Origin of the sequence: Halomonas sp. 328, assembly GCF_015645095.1 — a bacterium.
GTDB lineage: Bacteria > Pseudomonadota > Gammaproteobacteria > Pseudomonadales > Halomonadaceae > Bisbaumannia.
The window spans coordinates 15765-37692 of the sequence record NZ_JADOTW010000014.1; the positions used below are offsets into that span (position 1 = coordinate 15765).

Sequence of the window (21928 nt, forward strand, 5' to 3'; positions counted from 1 at the left end):
AAGGTTGCCGACCGGCTTGGCAACCCCTAGGCGGCGGTGTCGCCCTCCTCGATCTGGCCCTCGACTTCGCGGTCCAGCAGGTACTGGGTCAGCATGCCCACCGGGCGGCCGCTGGCGCCCTTCTGCTTGCCTGAGGTCCAGGCGGTACCGGCGATGTCCAGGTGCGCCCAGGGGAACTGGTCGGCGAAGCGTGACAGGAAGCAGGCGGCGGTGATGGTGCCCGCCGGGCGGCCGCCGATATTGGCCAGGTCGGCGAAGTTGGAGTCGAGCTGCTCCTGATACTCGTCCCACAGCGGCAGGTGCCAGGCGCGATCCCAGGCGGTCTCGCCGGCATCCAGCAGGTCCAGGGCCAGGTCGTCGTCGTTGGAGAGCAGGCCGGTGGCGTGGTGGCCCAGGCCAATGATGCAGGCGCCGGTGAGGGTGGCGATATCCACCACGCTGGCGGGCCGGAAGCGCTCCACATAGGTGAGGGCGTCGCACAGCACCAGGCGCCCCTCGGCGTCGGTGTTGAGCACCTCAACGGTGAGGCCCTTGAGGGTCTTGATGATATCGCCGGGCTTGGTGGCGCGGCCATCGGGCATGTTCTCGGCGGCGGCGACCACGAACACCAGGTTGAGCTTGGGACGGATGGCGAGGATCGCCTGGGCGGTGCCGAAGACACTGGCGGCGCCGCACATGTCGAACTTCATCTCGTCCATGGCCTCGCCGGGCTTCAGCGAGATGCCACCGGTATCGAAGGTGATGCCCTTGCCCACCAGCACATGGGGAGCCTCGTCCGGGTCGTCGGCCCCCTGGTACTTCATGACGATCAGCCGCGAGGGCTGCTCGCTGCCGCGGCCCACCGAGAGCAGGCTATGGGCACCCAGGGCCTCCAGGGCGGCCTCGTCGAGGATCTCGGTGGTCAGGGTACCGCCGGAGGCGGCGGCCAGCTGCTCGGCCCGTTCGGCCAGGTAGCTGGGGGTGCAGACATTGCCCGGCAGGTTGCCGAGCTGGCGAGTCAGGTTGATGCCCTCGCCGATGGCGGCGCCGATGCGTGCGCCCTCGGCGGCGGCCGCGGCGTCATCGGCCTCGCTGACCAGCAGGGTGACCCGCTCGAGGCGCGGCTTGGGCGCCGGCTTGGACTTGAAGTCGCTGAAGCGATAGCCGGCGCGCAGGGCCGCCTCGGCGGTCATGCGGGCCTTCCAGTGGCCGTCGCGGTCGGCCACCGGCACGTCGGTGAAGGCCACGGCGGCGTCATCCACCGGCAGGCTGCTGAGCTGAGCGAAGGCAGCATCCAGGGCCTTGCGCAGGGCGGCCTCGTTGCACTTGGTGGCCTCGCCCAGGCCCACCAGCAGCAGGCGCTCGGCATTCAGGCCGGGCGCGAAGGGGACCAGCAGCACCTTGCCCAGGTCGGCCGAGAAGTCGCCGCGCTCGATCAGCTGGCCGATCAGCCGCTCGCTGGCATCGTCGAGCTTGGCGGCGGTGGGCAGCAGGTCGGCGTCCTTGAACACCGGAACCACGAGGCAGGCCGTCTCGGCCTTGGCCGGATTGGCCGTCTGAACAGGGAATTCCATGGCGTCTCCACAAGACAAGCGAAGGGGGATTCTGGATAATGCCGGCACGGCAGGCCGCCGCGGCCGAACCCCCAGTGTACGCAATGCGTGGCCGCAATGCATGGGGGTGACAAGGACGCCACGGCAATCGATGCGGAGACCCTCTTGATCCTATTTCGTTACCTGACCCGCGAGATCCTAGTGACCATGGCCGCCGTGGCCGGCGTGCTGTTGCTGGTGATCATGGGCAGCCGTTTCATTCGCTACTTCACCGATGCCGCAGAAGGCGAGATCCCGGTGGCCATCCTCGGCAACCTGATGCTCTTCCATCTGCCGGGCTTCCTGGAGCTGATCCTGCCCCTGGCCTTCTTCCTGGGGGTGCTGCTGGCCTATGGACAGCTCTACCTCAACAGCGAGATCACCGTGCTGGTGGCCTGCGGCATCAGCCCCGCCCGCTTGCTCCAGGTGAGCCTGGTCCCCGCCACCCTGGTGGCCGTGCTGGTGGGACTGTGCAGCCTGTGGCTGACCCCGGCGGGGGCGCTGCACAATGCGCTGACCCTGGAGGAGCAGCGTAGCCGCCTCGACTTCACCGCCCTGGCGCCCGGGCGCTTCCAGGCCTTCGGTGGGGGGCGCACCGCCTATGCGGAGGCCTTCAGCGAGGATGGCCAGGAGATGCGCGGGGTCTTTATCAGCGAACGCCAGCGTCGCGGCGATGGTGCCCCGGAGAGCGTGGTGACTCGCGCCGAGAGCGGCTACCAGACCGTCGACCCGGAGACCGGCAGTCGTTTCCTGGTGCTGGCGGACGGCCAGCGCTTCGGCGTCGACCCGGGACGCCACGAGGCGGAGGCGCTGCGCTTCGGCACCTACGCGGTGCGTCTCTCCGGTGGCGGCGAGCGCCACGAGTTGAGCGCCGCCGAATATGCGTCGACGCCGGCCCTGCTGGGCAGTGACGACCCCCGGGCCCAGGCCCAGCTGCAGTGGCGGCTGTCGCTGCCGCTGATGGTCTTCGTGCTGGTATTGATGGCCATGCCGCTCTCCCGGGTCAATCCTCGCCAGGGGCGCTTCGCCAAGCTGCTGCCGGCGATCTTCCTGCATATCAGCTACCTGAGCCTGCTGCTGGCGGCCCAGGACGGCATTGCCCGGGGCGCCTGGCCGGTGGCCGTCGGCATGTGGCCCATCCACCTGGGCTACCTGCTGATCGGCCTCGGCCTGCTGTGGCGGGCCCAGCGGCGGGGGATGCGCTGATGCTCGCCGATCGTCTCGACCGCTATATCGCCCGCAACGTCCTGGGCGCCATCATCGTGGTTCAGGTAGTGCTGCTGGGTCTGGACCTGGTGATCTCCTATATCAATGACCTGGACGACGTTCAGGGTGACTACGGCGCCTTCCAGGTGCTCCAGTACCTGCTGATGCGCCTGCCCTGGCGCTTCTATCAGTACTCGGCGGTGGGGGTGCTGATCGGTGCCCTGATCGGCCTGGGCAGCATGGCCTCCAGCAACGAGCTCACCGTGATGCGGGCGGCGGGGCGCTCCCTGACCCGCATCCTCTGGGGGGTGATGAAGCCGATCATCCTGGTGGTGGTGGTGGTCCTGCTCAGTGCCGAGTACGTGAGTCCGCGCACCGAGCAGTTCGCCAGCGCCTGGCGGCTGGAGAAAATGCAGGGAGAGGGCGCGGTGCTGACCCAGAGCGGCGGCTGGCAGCGGGAGGGAGACACCTTCTACCGCTTCGGCGCCATCCGCGCCGACGACACCGTGATCGACCTGACCCGCTACGCCTTCGAGGGCCAGGCCCTGCGCAGCGCCACCCAGGCGGCCCGGGCGGTATGGGATGGCGAGGCCTGGCGCCTGGAAGAGGTGGCGGTGACCCGATTCGAGGACGATCGCACCCGGGTGGCCCACCACGACACCCTGGCCTGGGAGACCCGTTTCACCCCGGAACAGCTCAACCGCCTGCTACGGCCGATCAATAGCCAGGCGCCCAGCGAACTCTGGGCCTATGCCCGTTTCCAGCAGGCCCAGGGGCTCCAGGCCACCCAGCCGCTGCTCTATTTCTGGCAGAAGTTGCTGATGCCGCTGACCATGGCCTCCCTGGTGCTGGTAGCCGCCTCCTTCGTGTTCGGCCCGTTGCGCAGCGTGGCCGCCGGTACTCGGGTCTTCTACGGGGTGATCACCGGCCTGAGCTTCAAGTACCTGCAGGACCTGTTGGCGCCGGCCTCCACGGTGTTCGGTTTCTCGCCGGTGTGGGCGGTGCTGGGGCCGACCCTGCTGTGTGCCGCCCTGGGACTCTACCTGCTGCGCCGTTCGGGCTGATCCCGTGCCGCGCGCTTTATCTTGTGCCGCTCGGGCTGATCCCGTGCCGCGCACTTTATCCTGTGCCGTTCGGGCTGATCCCGTGCCGCGCGCTTTATCCTGCGCCGTTCGGGCCAATCCCGGGCCGCGCCTTATCGGATGCTTTGAACGAGGACCGCATGCAACGACGCCAATTTTCCGATCTCGATCGTACCTGGCCGGCCGGGCTGGGGGTGCGTCTCGGAGCGATGATCTATGACGGCCTGGTGGTGATCGCCATCTGGGTGGCCCTGGGCTTTTTCGCCGTGGCCATCAACCAGGGCGAGGCCAACGAGACGCCGCTGTTCCACAGCGTATTGCTGGTAGCCACCTTCGCCTTCTTCGCCTTCTCCTGGATGCGCGGCGGCATGACCCTGGGCATGCAGGCCTGGCGGTTGCGGGTGCAGACTCCGGAGGGCGCGAGCATTACCCTGACCCAGGCGCTGCTGCGCTTCTTCGCTGGCCTGGCTTCCTGGGCGGCTCTGGGGCTCGGCTACTGGTGGATCCTCTTCGATGCCGAGAAACGCAGCTGGTCGGACATCGTCTCGGGTACCCGGGTGGTGGTGCTACCAAAGAAGTAACTGCTAATGATTCGCAAGGGGCTTGCCATAGTCTCTGCGAATCATTTACATTTGTTCTTGCAATGAATCGCGAGGACACCCACATGTATGTCTGCCTGTGCAAGGGAGTGAATGACCGAGCCATCCGCGACGCCGTGGAAGAGGGCGCGCGTAGCTGGCGCGAAGTGCGTGAGCGCACCGGTTGTGCTACCCAGTGCGGCAAGTGTGCCGGCACCGGCAAGGGTGTCATGCGCGAGGCGATCGCCGAGGAGATGGCGATGGCCGCCCAGGATCTCGCCTACGCGGTCTGAACGCCGCCATAAGAACCTAACGCATTGCTATTTTCTCTCTCCGACGGCAATGTCCCGCGCTTGAGAAGCTGTCGTAACCTGCTGTTATTCATGGAAATTTCATAAGTTCTGTCGCATACTTTCGGTGTCCCCTGCCGAAGGTGCGTTGCGTCGTGCCTGGCACCCAGAAAAATCGAGGAGATTCCCATGAAAGGCGACGCCAAGGTGATCGGCTACCTCAATACCGTGCTCGGCAACGAGCTGGTGGCCATCAACCAGTACTACCTGCATGCCAAGATGTACAAGGACTGGGGGCTCAAGGCCCTGGCCAAGTGGGAGTACGAGGAGTCCATCGAGGAGATGAAGCACGCCGATACCCTGATCGAGCGTATCCTCTTTCTGGAGGGGCTGCCCAACCTGCAGGACTATGGCAAGCTGTTGATCGGCGAGAACACCCGCGAGATGCTCGAGTGCGACCTCAAGCTGGAGCACAAGGCACGCAAGGACCTGATTGAGGCGATTACCCACTGCGAGAAGGTCAAGGACTATGTGAGCCGTGATCTCTTCCGGCATATCCTCGACGACGAGGAAGAGCATATCGATCACCTGGAGACCGAGCTGGGCCTGATCGACAAAGTGGGGCTCGAAAACTACCTGCAGAAGCAGATGCACGCCGCCGACTGAGTCGTGGGCCGGCGTCATGCCAGGAGGGCCATGTCGGCGCCATTATCCCCATCTCCTGCAACCCTGAGGGTGTCCGGAGAGACCCTCCACCTGGGGGGCGACTGGATTACCCTGCGCCTCTCGGCGGTGGCCGACGAGGCGCTGGCCCTGGTGCCTCAGGCTCCCTGGCACCTGGAGGCCAGTGACCTGACCCGCCTGGACAGCAACGGGGCGCGGCTGATCGGCCTGCTGGGTGGTGGCCGAGCCCCCGACGGGCTCGACGCCCGCTGGCAACCGCTGCTGACCCTGGTGCAGGAGGCCGTGGACGAGGCCCCGGCGCGGCCCCTGCCCCGGCAGGGCTTCCTGCACCGGCTGGGAGAGCGAGTGCTGGCGCCCCTGGCCAGTCTTCGCTCGTTGCTGACCATCCTTGGCCAGTTGCTGCTGGCGCTGGTGGCCCTGCTGCGTGACCCCCGCCGCCTACGCTGGCGGGAGACCCTCAATGTGCTCACCGCCAGTGGCGCCATGGCGGTGCCCATCATCGCCCTGCTGGCCTTCCTGCTGGGGGGCGTGCTGGCCTACCAGGGCGGCATCCAGCTGCGCACCTTCGGTGCCAATATCTTTATCGTCGAGCTGGTCACCCTGACCCTGTTTCGCGAGTTCGGCCCCCTGATCACCGCCATTATCGTCGCCGGTCGCTCCGGGGCCGCCTTTACTGCGGAGCTCGCCACCATGCGCGGCAACCGTGAGATCGATGCGTTGATGACCCTGGGCCTCTCCCCGGTGGAGCGCCTGCTGCTGCCCAAGTGGCTGGGGCTGGTGATCGCCATGCCGCTGCTCACCGCCCTGGCCAATGCCGCCGGCCTGGTGGGGGCCATCCTGGTGGCCGACGGCCTGCTGGGGGTGGGCTTCGAGACCTTCTACCGCCGGGTGCCGGAGGTGGTGGCGGCCCACCACTTCTGGGTGGGCATCGGCAAGTCGGTGGTCTTCGGCATGGTGATCGCCCTGGTGGGGTGCAGCGAGGGGATGCGCGCCCGGGGCGATGCGGAGAGCATTGGCCGCAACACCACCTCCAGCGTGGTGCAGTCGATCTTCTGGGTGATCGTGCTGGATGCGCTCTTCTCGATCCTCTTCAACGAGCTGGGGTGGTAGGCATGGACGAACCCGCACCGATTCGGCTATCCGGCATCGAGACCCGCTTCGGCGCCACCCAGGTGCATCGCGGCGTCGACTTGGAGGTGCGGCGCGGCGAGGCCCTGGGGCTGGTCGGCGGCAGTGGCAGCGGCAAGTCGGTGCTGCTGTCGGTGATCTCCCTGCTCAAGGCGCCCAGTGCCGGCGAGTTGGCGCTGTTCGGCGAGCGGCTCGATAGTGCCATGGACGAGGCGGCCCTGATCCCGGTGCGCCGGCGCATCGGGGTGATGTTCCAGCAGGGGGCGCTGTTCTCCTCGCTGACGGTGCTGGAGAACGTCATGCTGCCGCTCAGCGAGCACAGTGGCCTGCCGGCGCCCCTGGTGGAGGAGTTCGCACGCCTCAAGATCGCCCTGGTGGGGTTGCCCGCGGCGGCGGCGGGGCGCTATCCCCGGGAACTCTCCGGCGGTATGCTCAAGCGAGCGGGGGTGGCCCGGGCCCTGGCCCTGGACCCGGAACTGCTGCTGCTGGACGAACCCAGCGCCGGCCTGGATCCGGTCAGTGCCGCCGAGCTGGATGCCCTGCTCAATACCCTGCGCCACGCCCTTGGCCTGACCCTGGTGCTGGTCACCCATGACCTGGATTCGCTGTTCACCGTGACCGACCGGGTCGCCTACCTGGGCCAGGGGCGGGTGCTGGCGGTGGCCCCGGCCACCGAGCTGAGCGAGAGTCGGGAGCCGGAGATCGCCCGCTATTTTGGCAATGCCCGTGCCGCGCGCTTTCGTGACTCGGGGGGCGCCTGAGGAGGCGTTATGCAGACACGTATCAACCCGGCCCTGGTGGGGGGCTTCGTGCTGGGCCTATCGCTGCTGCTGGTCGGCATGGTGGTGTGGCTGGCCGGGGATCGGGACCAGTCCGACTACCTGCGCTACCGGGTGGTGGTCACCGAGTCGGTGGCGGGGCTTAACGAGCGGGCCACCGTCACCTACCGGGGCGTCGAGGTGGGCTTCGTGGAGGCGATTCGCCTGAGCTCCGACCTGGAGCGCATCGAGCTGGCCCTGCGGATCGCCCCCGATTACCCGCTGCGGGAGGGCACCACGGCCACCCTGCGCAGCCAGATCCTGACCGGGCGCAGCAGCGTCGAACTCTCCGGTGGGGAGGGGCCGATCCTCTCCCAGGGAAAACCGGCGCCGCTGATCACCTATCAGCCGTCGCGGCTCTTCCAGCTCGACCAGGCCCTGGGCGAGGCCCTGGACCGGGTCGATGTGATGGCCGAGCGGCTGGGCAGCATCGGTGCCAGCGTCGAGGCCCTGCTGGGGGAGGAGAATCGCGACTCGGTATCGCGTCTGCTGGATAGCGTGGCGGGCAGCGCCGAGCGCATCGAGGCGCTGCTGGATGACGAGGCCATGGCCAGTTTCCAGACCACCCTGGACAACCTGGCGGTGATCAGTACCCGGCTGGAGCGTTTCTCCGGCGGCGCCCTGGCCGACCTGGATGGCCTGGGCGACGAGGCTCGCGGCGTGCTGGCGGAGCTGGGCGTCACCCTGGAACAGCTGACCCGGGGGGCCAGCGAGACCTTCAGCCTGACCGGCGAGCAGGCGCGCCAGACCCTGCGGCGCTTCGATCGCCTGGTGGAGGAGCTGGCTGCCCTGACCCGGGAGCTGGAGGCCAATCCCCGTCAACTGCTGTTCGGCCCGGAGCGTCATCCGCCGGGTCCCGGCGAGCGATAACCCCAAGCAAGGAGTGCTTATGTCAATGCTGCGCCTGGCCCTTGTGCTGTTATGTGGCTTGCTGCTGGCGGGCTGTGCCGGGGCGGTCAGCCGGGAGGCGCCGACCCCGCTGCGCCTGGAGCCGGTGGCGGTACCCGCCGCCTATGCCGAGAAGCTGGCGCGCCTGAGCGTGGAGACGCCACGTATCGGCGCCGCGGTGGATCACCATGACCTGCTCTACAGCGAGGAAGACTTCCTGCGTCGCCCCTATGCCCGGGTGCGCTGGGGAGCCCCGCTGGGCCAGCAACTGGGTGACCTGGTGGTCGAGCAGCTGACCCGCAGCGGCCTGGTGGGAGCCATCCAGCAGGGTGGCGACCCACGCCTGGAAATCGAGGTGGTGGAGTGGCTGCACGACTATCGGGGCGAGGCGCCCGAGGCGCGGCTTGCCCTGCGCAGCAGCCTCTATCGGGGCGAGCGGGTGGTGGCCCAGTGGCGCTGGTCGGACAGTGCCCCCTTTAGCCCTGAGGGGCCCCTGCCGGGGCTGGCCGCCCAGCAGCGGCTGCTGGAGGCCTGGCTGGCGGAGCTATTGGCCTGGCTCGATGGCTTGCCGGAGTAGCCCGCGAGCTGGCTTAACCGTGGCGAAAGGCCTTCTCCAGCGCGAAGCGCGGCTGTTCCTTGCCGTCTTTCACCACCGTCTCGGTAAACATTGCCAGGGGGCGGACCCAGAGGCCGTAGTCGCCATAGAGCGCCCGATAGACCACCAGTGGTTCCTCGGTTTCGCTATGTCGGGCCAGGCCCATCACTTCATAAAGGGGGCCCTTGTAGTGCCGATAGATACCGGGTTCAGGGATGGCCGGATTCATGGGGTCTGCTCCTGGGGGGCTTGGGTGGTTTGCTGCTCTGCCTCGCGCTGGGCGCGGCGGGCGAATCGTGCCATCACCCGGGCGGCGGCGGCGAAGCCGAAGCTCCCGGTGACGAAGGTGGCGGCGCCGAAGCCCTCGGCGCAGTCGAGGCGGGTGGCATTGCCGGCGCCGGGTTTCTGCAGGCACACCTCGCCGTCGCTACTGGGGTAGACCAGCTGCTCCTCGGAATAGACACACTCCACGTCGAAGCGCCGCTTGGGGTTGCGCGAGAAGCCGTAGTCCCGGCGCAGCCGCGAGCGCACCTTGGCCAGCAGGGGGTCGTGCTGGGTGCGTGCCAGGTCCGCGACCCGGATGCGGGTGGGGTCGGTCTGGCCACCGGCGGCGCCGGTCACGGTGATCGGCAGCTTGCGGCGCTGGCACCAACTGATCAGCGCCGCCTTGGCGATCACGCTGTCGATGGCGTCTACCACATGGTCGGCGTCGGCGGGCAGGCGTTCGGCGAGGTTCGCCGGCGTCACGAAGGCGGTATCCGCCACCACCGTCATCTGTGGGGCGATGGCCCGGCAGCGTTCCGCCAGCACTTCCACCTTGGGGCGACCGATGGTGCCGTCCAGGGCGTGGAGCTGGCGATTGACGTTGGAGACGCATACATCGTCCAGGTCGATCAGGGTCAGCTTGCCGATGCCGGCCCGGGCCAGGGCCTCCACCGTCCAGCTGCCCACGCCGCCCACGCCCACCACCACCACGTGGGCGCGGCGGAAGGCGTCGCTGGCGCGGCGGCCATAGAGGCGGCGGATGCCGCCGAAACGCAGGTCGTAATCGTCGTTATGCATCAACGGGATTCTCGGAGTCTGTCTGGGGCTGGGGCCAGGACACGGGCGGCGACTCGTGCCAGGTGACGCCGCCGCGGGGTAGGTGGCCGGCCCAGCCGAAATGCTCGAAGAGCGCCGTCATGCTGGCGTCCAGGGGCGCGGTGACGTCGAGCCAACGGCCGTGCCGGGGGTGCTCGACACCCAGCGACACCGCCGCCAGCAGCAGCCGGGGGCAGCCCAGCCGCTCGGCGAAGAAACGGTTGTGTACCCCTTTGCCGTGCTTGGCATCGCCGATGATCGGGTAGCCGCGCCGGGAGAGATGCCGACGGATCTGGTGGCGGCGCCCGCTATGGGGGCGCGCCTCCATCAGCGAGTAGCGGCTCTGGGGGTAGCGATCCACCGCCACCGGCAGCTCCACGCTATCCAGGCGGCGTACCTCGGTCAGCGCCGACTGGGCCGGCATCTCCGCCTTGGGGCGGGGGCCATCCTCCTCCCGCAGGGGGTAGTCGAGGCGCGCTGCCTCGGGGCCGACGCCGCGCACCACCGCCAGGTAGCGCTTGCTGACCCGCTGCTCGGTAAAGGCGGCATTGAGCCCGGCGGCGGTGGACGAGTCCAGGGCGAAGAGCATCACCCCGGAAGTGGGGCGGTCCAGGCGATGCACCGGGTAGACCCGCTGCCCCAGCTGGTCGCGCAGCTGCTGCACCAGGAAGCGGGTCTCGCCCCGGGCCAATGGGCTGCGATGGACCAGCAGTCCGCTCGGCTTGTGCACCGCCACCAGGTGCTCGTCCCGGTAGAGGATGGCGATGGGGGTGTCGTCGGGGGAATGGCTTATGGGCACTACTTGCAAGACCTGAGCATCGGCAAAACGGGGCCTATTGTCGCCGCTGGGCGCCGCCCTGTCACGATGGCTGTCGCTCGATTACAGGAGCCTCCACCTTGGTCGTCTCGCCGTGACCGCTGGATTCCGCCAGGCTAGGGGCTGCTGCCTCTGGAGCCCGCCATGAAACTCTCCGCCGCCTACCGCCTCGCCGCCACCATCCTCCACGGCTTCGACGAATACCGTACCCGCTTCCGGGCGATTACCCGGGATGCCAGCCGGCGCTTCCGGGATGCCGCCTGGCGGGAGGCGCAGCAGGCCTCGGCGGCGCGCATCAACCTCTACGACGAGAAGGTGGCCGCGACCCTGGGGCGCCTGCGACGCACCTTCCAGGCCGAGGTGCTGACCCACTGCGAGTGCTGGCGGGAGGCCAAGGCTCACTACGCCGAGCTGATCGACCAGCGTCTCGATTACGAGCTCGCCGAGACCTTCTTCAACTCCCTGTTCTGCTCGGTCTTCCACCACCGCCATATCCGCGACGACTGGATGTTCGTCTACAGCTCCCGGGATAGCGCACCCCGCCACTCGGGCATCTGCCTGACCCGCACCCGGCGGGTCGCCGGCGACTGGGCCGGCGCCCTCCATTGGGCCCTGGGGGCGGCGCGCCTGGAGACCCCCTTCGATGATCTCGAGCGGGACGCTCGCCTGGGCGCCGACTTCCTCGTCGGCCATCTGCCTGCGGCGCTGCGCGACGGAGCGGAGACCGAGATGGAACTGCTCGAGAGCGTCTTCTATCGCAACAAGGGGGCCTACCTGGTGGGGCGGCTGCGGGGTGGTGGCGAGCAGCTGCCCCTGGTGCTGCCGATCCGCCACGGCGAGGGCTATGGCGAGGAGGCGGGGGCCAGCGAGGGACTGCACCTGGATACGGTGCTGATCGAGCCGGAGGAGGTCTCGATCATCTTCTCCTTCACCCGGGCCTACTTCCAGGTCGATACCCAGGTGCCCGGCGAATGCGTCGACTTCCTCCAGGAGCTGATGCCGGACAAGCCGGAGGGGGAGCTCTACTCCGCCATCGGCTTCTACAAGCACGGCAAGACCGAGTTCTTCCGTGGCCTCAACCGCCAGGTGGCCAGGCGCGAGGACCAGTTCATCATCGCCCCCGGGGTGCGCGGCATGGTGATGGCGGTCTTCGTGCTGCCCTCCTACCGCACCGTCTTCAAGATCATCAAGGATCGCTTCGACCCGGCCAAGGAGGTGACCCACCAGACCGTTCGCGACAAGTACCAACTGGTCAAGTGCCACGACCGGGTGGGGCGCATGGCGGATACCCAGGAGTTCTCGAATTTCATCGCCCGCCGCGACCACTTCGATCCCGAGTGCCTGGAGCACCTGCTGGAGGTGGCGCCCTCCACCGTCTCGCTGCGCGACGACAAGGTGGTCATCAAGCACTGCTATGTCGAGCGGATGATGACCCCCCTGAACCTCTACCTGGAGCAGTGCGATGAGGCCGAGACCCGCGCCGTGCTCAAGGACTACGGCAATGCCATCAAGCAGCTGGCGGCGGCCAATATCTTCCCCGGCGACATGCTACTGAAGAACTTCGGGGTGACCCGCCATGGCCGGGTAGTCTTCTACGACTACGACGAGATCTGCTACCTCACCGAGTGCCACTTCCGCCGCCTTCCCCGCACCCAAGCCTCGGGACAGGGAGAACCCGCGGAGCCCTGGTTCTCGGTGGGACCCAATGATATCTTCCCGGAAGAGTTCGGCCCCTTCATGGTCGCCAACCCCGAGCTGCGCGCCCTGTTCACCGAGCTGCATCCGGAGCTCTTCGACCCCGACTACTGGCAGGGGCTGCAGCGGGCGATCCGCGAAGGCAAGGTGATCGACGTGACCCCCTATCGCGACAAGCAGCGCTTCGTCGAGGCGGCTGCCCCGACCCACTGACGAGTCATCATGAGCGAGTCCCCCCATCTGGTGGTATTGAGCGGCGCCGGCATCAGCGCCGAGAGCGGCATCGCCACCTTTCGTGCCAGTGACGGCCTCTGGGAGAACCACCCGGTGGACGCGGTGGCCACCCCCGAGGCCTGGGCGCGGGATCCCGAGCGGGTGTTGCGCTTCTACGATGCCCGCCGTGACCAGGTGCGTCGGGCACGCCCCAATGCCGCCCACAAGGCCCTGGCCGCCTTGGAGAAGCGCGGCTTCCGGGTCAGTATCATCACCCAGAACATCGATGATCTTCACGAGCGGGCCGGCTCCCGACGGGTACTGCATCTGCATGGCGAGATCCTCCAGGCCCGCTCCACCGCCCACCCCGGCATGCGCTACCCGCTGCGTCGTGGCGGCATTCGCCTCGGCGATCTCTGCGACCTGGGCAGCCAGCTGCGCCCCGACGTGGTGTGGTTCGGCGAACCCGTGCCCCGCTATGTCGAGGCCCAGGAGATCGTCGCCGAGGCCGACCTGCTGCTGGTGGTGGGCACGTCGCTTGCGGTGATGCCGGCGGCCTCCCTGCTGGATCAGGCGCCACTGGATGCCGAGGCGATCCTGGTCGACCCCCAGGCCCACCAGCTGGCGCCCCCCGGGGTGGTGCGGCTCAGTCAGCCCGCCGGCCGCGGCGTACCGGCCCTGGTCCGGCACTGGACGCGGGAAGGGCGGCTATGGATGCCGGAGACGTTGCTGGAGCCGTAAGCGCGACAGCAGGGGGAGAGGGAAGTGACGGCGTGGGGTGGTAGAATACTGCCCCCTTCGACTCACCCGGACCCGAGCCCCATGCAGGAAGACGTTCATTCCCGCGATGCCACCGACCGCGATCCCGCCACTGGTCATCCGCGCCCGCCGCGCCGGGAGTTCAAGGCCCGAGGCAGCTTCGTGGCGCGCTGCGCGGGCTGCAACCTGCCGACCCTCAACTGCCTCTGCCCCTATCGGGTCGAGGCCGAGAGCACGGCCCGGGTGTGGCTCGTGACCCACCCCCTGGAGCACCACAAGCCCACCAATACCGGTCGCCTGATCCGCGACGTGCTGGGCAGCACCGAGGTCTTCACCTGGTATCGCACCGCCCCGGACGAGCGCCTGCTGGCGCTGCTGGCGGACGAGCGCTATGCCCCCTTCGTGATCTTCCCCGACGACCAGCCCGACTATGCCCACCGGGTGGTGGGCATGGAGGCCGTGGCGGCGGTGAAGGCCGCGGCGCGGATTCCGGTCTACGTGATCCTCGACGGCACCTGGCGCCAGGCACGGCGTATCTTCCGCAAGAGCCCCTATCTCGAGGCGCTGCCGGTGCTGCCGCTGCGTACCGAGCGCCTGACGCGTTATCGACTGCGCAAGCCCGCCTCCGAGGCCCATCTGTGTACCGCCGAGGTGGCCGCCGAACTGCTGCACCAGGGCGGCGACAGCGACGCCGCGGCGATCCTCGACGACTACTTCCAGGTCTTCAACGACAGCTATGCCGCCAGCCGCCGCTTCGAGAAGCTCGAGGCGCCGACGCCGGCCATGAGCCGGCTGCTGGCCCGGCGCGGTATCGAGGCCTGAAACGCCATCGCCCCGGTCAGGGCCGGGGCGATGCGTAAAAGTCGCGAGCGGGGGCTAGGCGCCGCCGCTGCCGAATAGCGCCCCGGCGATCCGTAGCCCCGCCACCCAGGTACCGGCGGCGGAGCCGATGGTGGCCAGCATGAATACCAGCAGGGTGCGCGAGACCCGGTTGCGCCACCAGCCCTTCACGCTGGCCACGTCGTGGCGCAGGGTGGAAAAGTCGCGCACCTTGGGCTTGCGCATGGCCAGTTCGACCCCGGCGGCCACGAAGCCGGCGCCGATGGTGGGGTTGAGCGAGGTCAGCGGCGCGGCGAAGAAGGTCGCGGCGATGGTGGCCGGGTGCCCCAGGGCGATGGCGGTCCCCAGCGCCGAGAGCACGCCATTGATCAGGAACCACTCGCCCACCAGTTGCAGGCCCAGGCCGGTGTCCCGGGAGAAGCCGATGGCGAAGCCGGTCAGCACCAGGGCGGTGATGAGCCAGGGCAGCAGCTTCCAGATCCGCGAACGGGGCGGGGTGTACTCCAGGGTCTCCCGCTCCACGCCGGGGGCCTGGGGCAGCGGCGCCTCCAGGTGCTCGCTAAGCCCCTTGAGGTGGCCGGCGCCGATGACGACCAGCACGTGGCGGTAGCGATTGGGATTCTCCTCCGCCAGGCGCAGGGCCATATAGCGATCCCGTTCGCGGATCAGCGGGGTATAGAGGGCCTCGGACTGCTCGGCGAATTCGCTGAAGGTGGACTCCAGCACGTCGCCCTCCTTGAGTCGCTCGATTTCCGCCGGGGAGACCTCCTGGCGGGAGATGACGCTGCTCAGCAGGCCGCTGATCAGCCCCATGCGCTGCCACCAGGGTACATTGGTGTAGATGCGCTTGAGGGTGATGCCCACGTCCCGGTCGATCAGCAGCAGCGGCAGCTTCGCCGCCTCGCTCTCCTCCAGGGCGGCGCGCATCTCGGCGCCGGGCTCGATGCCGGACTGCTCGGCGAGGCGCTGCTGGAAGGCGCCCAGGGCCAGGCTGGCGGCTACCATGCCCGCCTTGCCCTGGCGAAAGACCTGGAAGAGGTCCTGGTCGGCCATGGCATCCGGTTCCACCAGGCTGTGGTGGCGGGAGGGGCAGAGCTCGATGGCCACCGCATCGAAGTCGCCGGAGCGAATCAGCTCGCGCACCTCCGCCGCGCTCTGGGCGGAGACATGGGCGGTGCCCAGCAGGGTATAGCGGGTCTCGCCCACCTGCAGCACCTGGCGCGGTCCCGCCGTCACGCTTCCCGCTTGGGAGGGCTCGGCGGCGGTGATGTCCTGGGAGTCGGTCATGGAGGCTCGGCATCTGAGAGTGATGGCCCGATTATCCATAATGCCGGGTAGGGGGCGCAAACCCTTGGCGCCTGCCCCCCAGCGGCAACGCCCCACCTTGGGAGCTTCAGCGTCGCCAGAAGGCGGGGGTAAAGAGTACCAGCACGGTAAAGATCTCCAGGCGCCCCAGCAGCATGGCCATGACCAGGATCCACTTGGCGAGGTCGGGCAGGTCGCCATAGTTGGCGCTCGCCTCGCCCAGGGCCGGGCCCAGGTTATTGAGGGCCGAGGCCACCGTGGACCAGGCGGTGACCTGGTCGACGCCGGTGGCCATGACCCCCACCAGCATCAGGAAGAACAGCATCACATAGACCGAGAAGAAGCCCCACACCGCCTGGGCGATGCCGTCCGGCACGCTATGCTTGCCGACCTTGACCGCGATCACCGCATTGGGGTGGATCAGGCGCATGATCTCGCGCATCCCCTGCTTGAGGATCAGGATGATGCGGATCACCTTCATGCCGCCGCCGGTGGAACCGGAACAGCCGCCCACGAAGGCGGCCATGAACAGCAGGAAGGGCAGGGCCCCGGGCCAGACGGAGAAGTCGGCGACGCCGAAGCCGGCGGTGGTGGCCACCGAGACCACCTGGAAGAGGCCATGGCGCAACCCCAGGCTGTCGTCGTAGGTGGCGGTGGCCCAGAGGGCGCCGACGGTGATCAGCGCCAGGCCGCCGAGGAAGAGCAGCAGGAAGCTGGCCTCCGGATCGCGCAGGTAGTGGCTCAGGCGTTTCTCCCGCCAGGCGACGAAGTGCAGGCTGAAACTCATCGCCGAGACGATCATGAAGCCCACGCAGATCAGCTCGATGGTGGCGCTGTCGAAGTGACCGATGCTGGCGTCGTAGGTGGAGAAACCGCCAATGGCCACGGTGGAGAAGCCGTGGCCCAGGGCATCGAACCAGTGCATGCCCGCCGCCCAGTAGGCGAGGATACAGGTCAGGGTCAGGGAGGCGTAGATATACCACAGTGCCTTGGCGGTCTCGGTGATCCGCGGGGTGAGCTTGGAGTCCTTCAACGGGCCCGGGATCTCGGTGCGGTAGAGGGCCATGCCGCCGACGCCCAGGGTCGGCAGGATGGCCACCGCCAGGACCACGATCCCCATGCCGCCCAGCCACTGCAGCTGCTGGCGGTAGTAGCGCACCGACTCGGGCAGGCCCTCGATGCCGGTGATCACGGTGGCGCCGGTGGTGGTCAGGCCGGAGAAGGACTCGAAGAAGGCATCGGTCACCGACAGGGCGTGGACGCCATCGAGCATCAGCGGCAGGGCCCCGAAACTGGCCAGCACCGTCCAGAAGAGGGCGGCGATCAGGAAGCCATCTCGGGTGCGCAGCTCCTTGCGGGCGTGGCGGTTGGGCCAGAAGATCAGCGCGCCGGTGGCCGCGGTGATGCCCAGGGCGATGGCGAAGGCGCTCCACACCCCGTCGAGGAACAGCAGCGAGATCAGGATGGGTGGCACCATGGTCAGGCTGAACTGCATCAGCAGCAGGCCCAGGATGCGCAGGATCATGCGTAGACTCATGGTGCCGCTTTCCTTAGGGAAACCACCCGGTTCATCAGAAGAAGGTCAGGCCGACCTGGAAGAGGCGCTCCACGTCGCGGATACGGCGCTTGTCGATCACGAACAGGATGACGTGGTCGCCGGACTCCACCACCACGTCGTCGTGGGCGATCAGCACCTCCTTGCCGCGCACGATGGCGCCGATGGTGGTGCCGCTGGGCAGGTCGATCTCGCCGATGGCACGGCCCACCACCCGGGAGGAGCGGGCATCGCCGTGGGCGATCGCCTCGATTGCCTCGGCGGCGCCGCGGCGCAGCGAGTGGACATTGACGATATCGCCGCGTCGCACATGGGTCAGCAGGCTGCCGATGGTGGCCTGCTGGGGGGAGATGGCGATATCGATCTCGCCGCCCTGCACCAGGTCCACGTAGGCGGCGTTGTTGATCAGGGTCAGCACCCGCCGGGCGCCGAGGCGCTTGGCCAGCATCGACGACATGATATTGACCTCGTCGTCGTTGGTCAGGGCGCAGAAGATATCGCAGTCCTCGATGTTTTCCTCCAGCAGCAGGCGCTTGCTGGTGGCGCTGCCGTGGAGCACCACGGTGCGGTCGAGGCGCTCGGAGAGGGTGGTGCAGCGCTCCAGGCTGTGTTCGATGATCTTCACCTGGTGGCTATGCTCGAGCATCTCGGCGAGGCGCTCGCCGATATTGCCGCCGCCGGCGATCACCACCCGGCGGAAGTCCCGCTCGACCCGGCGCAACTCGCTCATCACCGCGCGGATATCGCGGCGGGCGGCGATGAAGAACACCTCGTCATCGGCCTCGATGACGGTGTCGCCGCGGGGAATGATCGGCCGGTTGCGGCGGTAGATGGCGGCGACCCGGGTATCCACGCTGGGCATGTGGCGGCGCAGGAAGCCCAGGTCCTGGCCCACCAGGGGGCCGCCGTAGAAGGCCTCCACCGCCACCAGCTGCACCTGGCCGCCGGCGAACTCCAGCACCTGCAGGGCGCCGGGGTACTCGATCAGGCGGCGGATATGGTCGGTGACCACCTGCTCGGGGCTGATCAGCACGTCGATGGGCACCGCCTCGTGGGCGAACAGCCCCTTGCGGGTCAGGTAGGCGGTGGCGCGGACCCGGGCGATCTTGGTGGGGGTGCGGAAGAGGGTGTGGGCGACCTGGCAGGCGATCATGTTGACCTCGTCCTGGCTGGTCACCGCGATCAGCATGTCGGCATCCTCGCAGCCGGCCTGGCGCAGCACCATGGGGTAGGAAGCGGGGCCGCTGACGGTGCGGATATCGAGGCGGTTGTGCAGCTCGCGCAGCCGTTCGCCATCGGTGTCCACCACCGTGATGTCGTTCTCCTCGTGGGCCAGGTGTTCGGCCAGGGTGCCGCCGACCTGACCGGCGCCGAGAATGATGATCTTCATGGCAGGAGGTTCCGTCTGCTGATGATCCGAGCCACCACCGACTCAGGGGAGGTCGGCGGTGGGTCGAAGGCGCCGGCTAGCATAAACCACCGGGCAACGAGGGTCACTCTTCCAGGGTGAAGCCCACCTTGATGGTGACCTGCCAGTGACCGACCTTGCCATGCTCGATATGCCCGCGGGTATCGATCACCTCGAACCAGCGCATGTCGTGGAGGGTGCGGTGCGCCCGGGCCAGGGCCTGGTGGATGGCATCCTCGATGCCTTCGGTGGAGGAGCCGGTGAGCTCGATATGCTTGTAGACGTGGGACATGGTGCCTCCCGTACCGATGGACAGGGCCCCGCCTGACGGCGGGGGCTCCTGGCAGTATAGGGCGGGAGGCTCCAGGGGCCGGTAAACGCTAATTCTTCACCGCTTCAGGGTGCCTTGCGTAGCCTGGCGTAGAAGAAACCGTCGTGGCTCTCCTCCTCGGGCAGCAGCTGGCGGCCGGCGCCGGCGGGGCGCCCCCAGGCCACGTCGGCGGGGGTGGTGACCTCGACGTCCGGGGTGCGGGCCAGGAAGGCCCGGATCTGGTCGGCATTCTCCTCGGGGAGCACCGAGCAGGTCGCATAGAGCAGGGTGCCGCCGGGGGCCAGCTTGGCCCAGAGGGCATCCAGCAGCCGGGCCTGGAGCTTGGCCAGTTGGGGAATGTCCTCGGCCCGGCGCAGGGCCTTGATGTCCGGGTGACGGCGGATCACGCCGCTGCCGGAGCAGGGGGCATCGAGGAGGATGGCGTCGAAGGGGGTGCCGTCCCACCAGGCGTCCTCGGCGGCATCGGCGTGCAGCAGGGTGGCCTCAAGATTGAGGCGCTCCAGGGTCGACTCGACCCGGGAGAGCCGCGTGGCGTCGCTGTCGATGCCGGTCAGGGCCAGGTCGAAGACCTCCAGCAGGTGGGCGGTCTTGCCGCCAGGGGCGCAGCAGGCGTCCAGCACCCGGGCCCCGGGGCGGGGGGCCAGCACCGGCCCCAGCAGCTCGGCGGCGAGCTGGGCGGCCTCGTCCTGGACGCTCACATGGCCCTCGGCGAAGCCGGGCAGCTGGTAGACATCGCAGGGGGTCTCCAGGGTCAGGCCATCCGGGGAGTGCAGGCAGAGCCGGGCCGGCTGATGCACCTCGTAGAGGCGCTCCATGTAGGCCTCCCGATCGCCGTGGCGGCGGTTGATGCGCAGGGTCATGGGGCCGGCCACGTTATTGGCCGCGGCGATGGCGCGCCAGTCGTCCGGCCAGGCCTGGCGCAGGGCCTTGAGCAGCCAGGCGGGGTGCATCAGGGCCACGCAGGGATCCTTGTCCACCTCGGCCTGCAGGGCCGGGGCCTCTCGCTGCAGGCGGCGCAGGCAGCCGTTGAGCACCCGGGTGGCCCACTCCTTGCCGAGCAGCCGGGCAGCGCCGGCGGTCTCGCCCACGGCGGCATGGGCCGGCACCCGCAGGTAGAGCAGCTGGTAGATGCCCACCAGCAGTAGGGCCTGGATATCCGCGTCACGACGCTTGAAGGGGTGCTTGAGCAGCCGGGTCGCCAGGGCTTCCAGGCGAGGCTGGGTACGGCAGACCCCGTAGCAGAGCTCCCGCAGCAGGCCCCGGTCACGCTGGCCTACCTGGCCCTCGTCGAGGGTCGCCAAGGAACCCTTGGCGGTGATCACCGGCACCAGGTTGCGGGCCGCGGCGGCGCGGACTTCCTGGCCATTGGGGGGGCGACGATCGTTCATCGGGGCGCCTCCGTGGGGGCGTCACCCAGGCGCATGCCCGGGGTGAAGCGGGCCTTGCCGGCATTGAGCAGTTCCCGGGCCGCCAGGGGCTTGCCGCCGGGCAGCTGGGCACGGCTCACTGCCAGCACCTCACGACCGTCGGCACCGCAGGCGATACGCAGGGCATCGCGGTCGGCGGAGAGCAGGGTACCGGGAAGCGTCTCCGGGTCCTCGGCGTGACGCTCGCCGACCGCCGCCAGCCAGAGGCGCAGGGGCTGGTCATCGAGGCGGGTCCAGGCCACCGGCCAGGGGTTGAAGGCGAGCACCCGGGCGGCCAGCTCGGCGGCGGGACGGTGGAAGTCGAGCTCCGCCTCCGCCTTGGAGAGCTTGGCGGCATAGGTGACGCCGGCCTCGGGCTGGGGAGTGGCCTCGAGGCCGCCTCCGGCGAGGCGGTCCAGGGCCTCGACGATGGCTTCGCCACCCAGCGCCGCCAGGCAGTCGTGGAGCTCGCCGCCGGTGGTGGTCTCGGTGATCGGCGCGGTGCGGGTCAGCAGCATGGGGCCGGTGTCCAGGCCGGCGTCCATCTGCATGATGGTCACGCCGCTCTCGCTGTCGCCGGCCTCGATGGCGCGCTGGATGGGGGCGGCGCCACGCCAGCGGGGCAGCAGGGAGGCATGCACGTTGAGGCAGCCCAGGGGCGGAATATCCAGCACCGCCTGGGGCAGTAGCAGGCCATAGGCCACCACCACCATGATGTCGGCATTCAGGGCCGCCAGTTCCGCCTGGGCCTCGGCGCTCTTCAGGCTCTGGGGCTGGTAGACGGGCAGGTCGTGCTGCTGGGCCAGGGCCTTGACCGGGCTGGGGGTCAGCTTGCGGCCACGGCCGGCGGGACGATCGGGCTGGGTATAGGCGGCGATGACCCGGTGGGGACTGTCGAGCAGTGCCTGGAGGCTGGCGGCGGCGAAGTCCGGGGTGCCGGCGAAGATCACGCGAAGGGGTCGAGTCATGCAGGATGGCCTTGCTGGGTCGTCGGTTCTGACAGGGTAGGCGACATGATAGCGCAAGGCGGCCCATAACGACGAAGGCCGGGGGATACCCGGCCTTGTCGCGTGGGGGAAGCCTAGGCTTCCTGCAGCTTATGGCGCTTCTGCATCTTCTTCATCACCCGCTGGCGCTTGAGGGCCGAGAGGTAATCGACGAAGAGCACGCCCTCGAGGTGGTCGGACTCGTGCTGGATGCAGTGGGCCAGCAGGCCGTCGGCTTCCAGCTCATAGGGCTGGCCGTCGCGATCCAGGGCCTTGAGATGGACCCTCAGGGCGCGGGGCACCTCGGCGTAATACTCGGGCACCGAGAGGCAGCCCTCCTGCATCGGCTGGCGCTCCTCGCCGATGGGGGTGTACTCCGGGTTGATCAGCACCAGCGGTTGGCTCTGGTCGTCGCTGACGTCCATCACGATGACGCGGCGGTGCACGTCCACCTGGGTCGCTGCCAGGCCGATGCCACGAGCGGCGTACATGGTCTCGAACATGTCATCGACCAGCTGGCGAACGGTGTCATCGACGCCGTCGACCGGAGCCGCCTTGGTGCGCAGACGCTCGTCGGGAAATTCGAGGATGGGTAACTTGGCCATGACGTTGAAATCACCGTTGTGCGGGAGGTCGAGTTTCTTTCCATATTGTAGAGGGGTGGCGACGGCAACGGAACCTCGCGGTTTCCCC

At 68.4% G+C, this 21928-nt stretch carries 23 protein-coding genes; 12 read left to right on the forward strand and 11 right to left on the reverse strand.

Going from position 1 to position 21928, the window contains the following annotated elements; genetic code table 11:
- Positions 1–26 precede the first annotated feature (26 nt).
- Positions 27–1553 (reverse strand): leucyl aminopeptidase, encoded by a 1527-nt coding sequence (locus tag IHD13_RS08560; protein WP_195860624.1) that lies wholly within the window; start codon positions 1551–1553, stop codon positions 27–29.
- A gap of 144 nt (positions 1554–1697) precedes the next feature.
- On the opposite strand from IHD13_RS08560, the gene lptF reads away from it, so the two are divergent.
- The 9 genes from lptF (at position 1698) to IHD13_RS08605 (ending at position 8822) form a co-directional block, all read left to right on the forward strand.
- The gene (lptF, locus tag IHD13_RS08565; protein ID WP_195860625.1) at positions 1698–2777 is read left to right on the forward strand and encodes an LPS export ABC transporter permease LptF; all 1080 of its coding nucleotides are present in this window, start codon (positions 1698–1700) and stop codon (positions 2775–2777) included.
- The gene (gene lptG, locus IHD13_RS08570) at positions 2777–3841 is read left to right on the forward strand and encodes an LPS export ABC transporter permease LptG (protein ID WP_195860626.1); all 1065 of its coding nucleotides are present in this window, start codon (positions 2777–2779) and stop codon (positions 3839–3841) included. Before lptF ends, lptG begins: the two co-directional genes overlap by 1 nt.
- Before the next feature lie 158 nt (positions 3842–3999).
- Complete coding sequence (locus tag IHD13_RS08575) at positions 4000–4440, forward strand: RDD family protein (protein WP_195860627.1); 441 nt, start codon at positions 4000–4002, stop codon at positions 4438–4440.
- Between the two features lie 83 nt (positions 4441–4523).
- Complete coding sequence (locus tag IHD13_RS08580) at positions 4524–4730, forward strand: (2Fe-2S)-binding protein (RefSeq protein WP_195860628.1); 207 nt, start codon at positions 4524–4526, stop codon at positions 4728–4730.
- A gap of 186 nt (positions 4731–4916) precedes the next feature.
- Complete coding sequence (gene bfr / locus IHD13_RS08585) at positions 4917–5393, forward strand: bacterioferritin (RefSeq protein WP_195860629.1); 477 nt, start codon at positions 4917–4919, stop codon at positions 5391–5393.
- 69 nt (positions 5394–5462) lie between these two features.
- A complete protein-coding gene (locus IHD13_RS08590; RefSeq protein WP_195860630.1) occupies positions 5463–6521 on the forward strand; it encodes an MlaE family ABC transporter permease in 1059 nt (352 codons plus the stop codon).
- Positions 6522–6523: 2 nt separating this feature from the next.
- Positions 6524–7300 carry an ABC transporter ATP-binding protein gene (locus tag IHD13_RS08595; RefSeq protein WP_195860631.1) on the forward strand — a complete coding sequence of 259 codons (777 nt, stop codon included), beginning with the start codon at positions 6524–6526 and terminating at the stop codon, positions 7298–7300.
- Positions 7301–7309: 9 nt separating this feature from the next.
- Positions 7310–8227 (forward strand): MlaD family protein, encoded by a 918-nt coding sequence (locus tag IHD13_RS08600; RefSeq protein WP_195860632.1) that lies wholly within the window; start codon positions 7310–7312, stop codon positions 8225–8227.
- Between the two features lie 19 nt (positions 8228–8246).
- The gene (locus IHD13_RS08605) at positions 8247–8822 is read left to right on the forward strand and encodes an ABC-type transport auxiliary lipoprotein family protein (protein WP_195860633.1); all 576 of its coding nucleotides are present in this window, start codon (positions 8247–8249) and stop codon (positions 8820–8822) included.
- Positions 8823–8835: 13 nt separating this feature from the next.
- On the opposite strand, the gene IHD13_RS08610 is transcribed toward IHD13_RS08605, so the two are convergent.
- The 3 genes from IHD13_RS08610 to IHD13_RS08620 are packed head-to-tail and all read right to left on the reverse strand — an operon-like array spanning position 8836 to position 10719.
- Positions 8836–9069 (reverse strand): DUF1653 domain-containing protein, encoded by a 234-nt coding sequence (locus IHD13_RS08610; RefSeq protein ID WP_195860634.1) that lies wholly within the window; start codon positions 9067–9069, stop codon positions 8836–8838.
- A complete protein-coding gene (gene tcdA, locus IHD13_RS08615; protein ID WP_195860635.1) occupies positions 9066–9902 on the reverse strand; it encodes a tRNA cyclic N6-threonylcarbamoyladenosine(37) synthase TcdA in 837 nt (278 codons plus the stop codon). Before tcdA ends, IHD13_RS08610 begins: the two co-directional genes overlap by 4 nt.
- Positions 9895–10719: a pseudouridine synthase gene (locus tag IHD13_RS08620; protein WP_326838331.1), complete on the reverse strand. Its 825-nt coding sequence runs from the start codon at positions 10717–10719 to the stop codon at positions 9895–9897. The genes tcdA and IHD13_RS08620 overlap by 8 nt, the downstream gene beginning before the upstream one ends.
- Positions 10720–10881: 162 nt before the next feature.
- On the opposite strand from IHD13_RS08620, the gene aceK reads away from it, so the two are divergent.
- The 3 genes from aceK to IHD13_RS08635 all read left to right on the forward strand — a co-directional run bounded on the left by aceK (position 10882) and on the right by IHD13_RS08635 (position 14226).
- Positions 10882–12645 (forward strand): bifunctional isocitrate dehydrogenase kinase/phosphatase, encoded by a 1764-nt coding sequence (aceK, locus tag IHD13_RS08625; RefSeq protein WP_195860636.1) that lies wholly within the window; start codon positions 10882–10884, stop codon positions 12643–12645.
- Between the two features lie 9 nt (positions 12646–12654).
- The gene (locus IHD13_RS08630) at positions 12655–13386 is read left to right on the forward strand and encodes an SIR2 family NAD-dependent protein deacylase (RefSeq protein ID WP_195860637.1); all 732 of its coding nucleotides are present in this window, start codon (positions 12655–12657) and stop codon (positions 13384–13386) included.
- Positions 13387–13467: 81 nt separating this feature from the next.
- Positions 13468–14226, forward strand: coding sequence for a tRNA-uridine aminocarboxypropyltransferase (locus IHD13_RS08635; protein WP_195860638.1), 759 nt, complete (start codon positions 13468–13470; stop codon positions 14224–14226).
- A gap of 54 nt (positions 14227–14280) precedes the next feature.
- Here the strand turns inward: IHD13_RS08635 and IHD13_RS08640 are convergent, their stop codons facing one another.
- From IHD13_RS08640 to def, 7 genes are all read right to left on the reverse strand, one after another.
- Positions 14281–15531, reverse strand: coding sequence for a TraB/GumN family protein (locus tag IHD13_RS08640; protein ID WP_195860639.1), 1251 nt, complete (start codon positions 15529–15531; stop codon positions 14281–14283).
- Positions 15532–15637: 106 nt separating this feature from the next.
- Complete coding sequence (locus IHD13_RS08645) at positions 15638–17086, reverse strand: TrkH family potassium uptake protein (RefSeq protein ID WP_195860640.1); 1449 nt, start codon at positions 17084–17086, stop codon at positions 15638–15640.
- A 34-nt stretch (positions 17087–17120) separates the two neighbouring features.
- Positions 17121–18494, reverse strand: a complete 1374-nt coding sequence (trkA, locus tag IHD13_RS08650; RefSeq protein ID WP_195860641.1) for a Trk system potassium transporter TrkA — start codon at positions 18492–18494, stop codon at positions 17121–17123.
- A gap of 103 nt (positions 18495–18597) precedes the next feature.
- Positions 18598–18804, reverse strand: a complete 207-nt coding sequence (locus IHD13_RS08655; protein ID WP_195860642.1) for a dodecin — start codon at positions 18802–18804, stop codon at positions 18598–18600.
- Positions 18805–18908: 104 nt separating this feature from the next.
- A complete protein-coding gene (gene rsmB / locus IHD13_RS08660) occupies positions 18909–20231 on the reverse strand; it encodes a 16S rRNA (cytosine(967)-C(5))-methyltransferase RsmB (protein WP_195860643.1) in 1323 nt (440 codons plus the stop codon).
- On the reverse strand, positions 20228–21217 hold the full coding sequence (gene fmt, locus IHD13_RS08665) for a methionyl-tRNA formyltransferase (protein ID WP_195860644.1): 990 nt from the start codon (positions 21215–21217) through the stop codon (positions 20228–20230). The genes rsmB and fmt overlap by 4 nt, the downstream gene beginning before the upstream one ends.
- Before the next feature lie 113 nt (positions 21218–21330).
- On the reverse strand, positions 21331–21840 hold the full coding sequence (gene def, locus IHD13_RS08670) for a peptide deformylase (protein ID WP_195860645.1): 510 nt from the start codon (positions 21838–21840) through the stop codon (positions 21331–21333).
- Between the last annotated feature and the right edge of the window lie 88 nt (positions 21841–21928).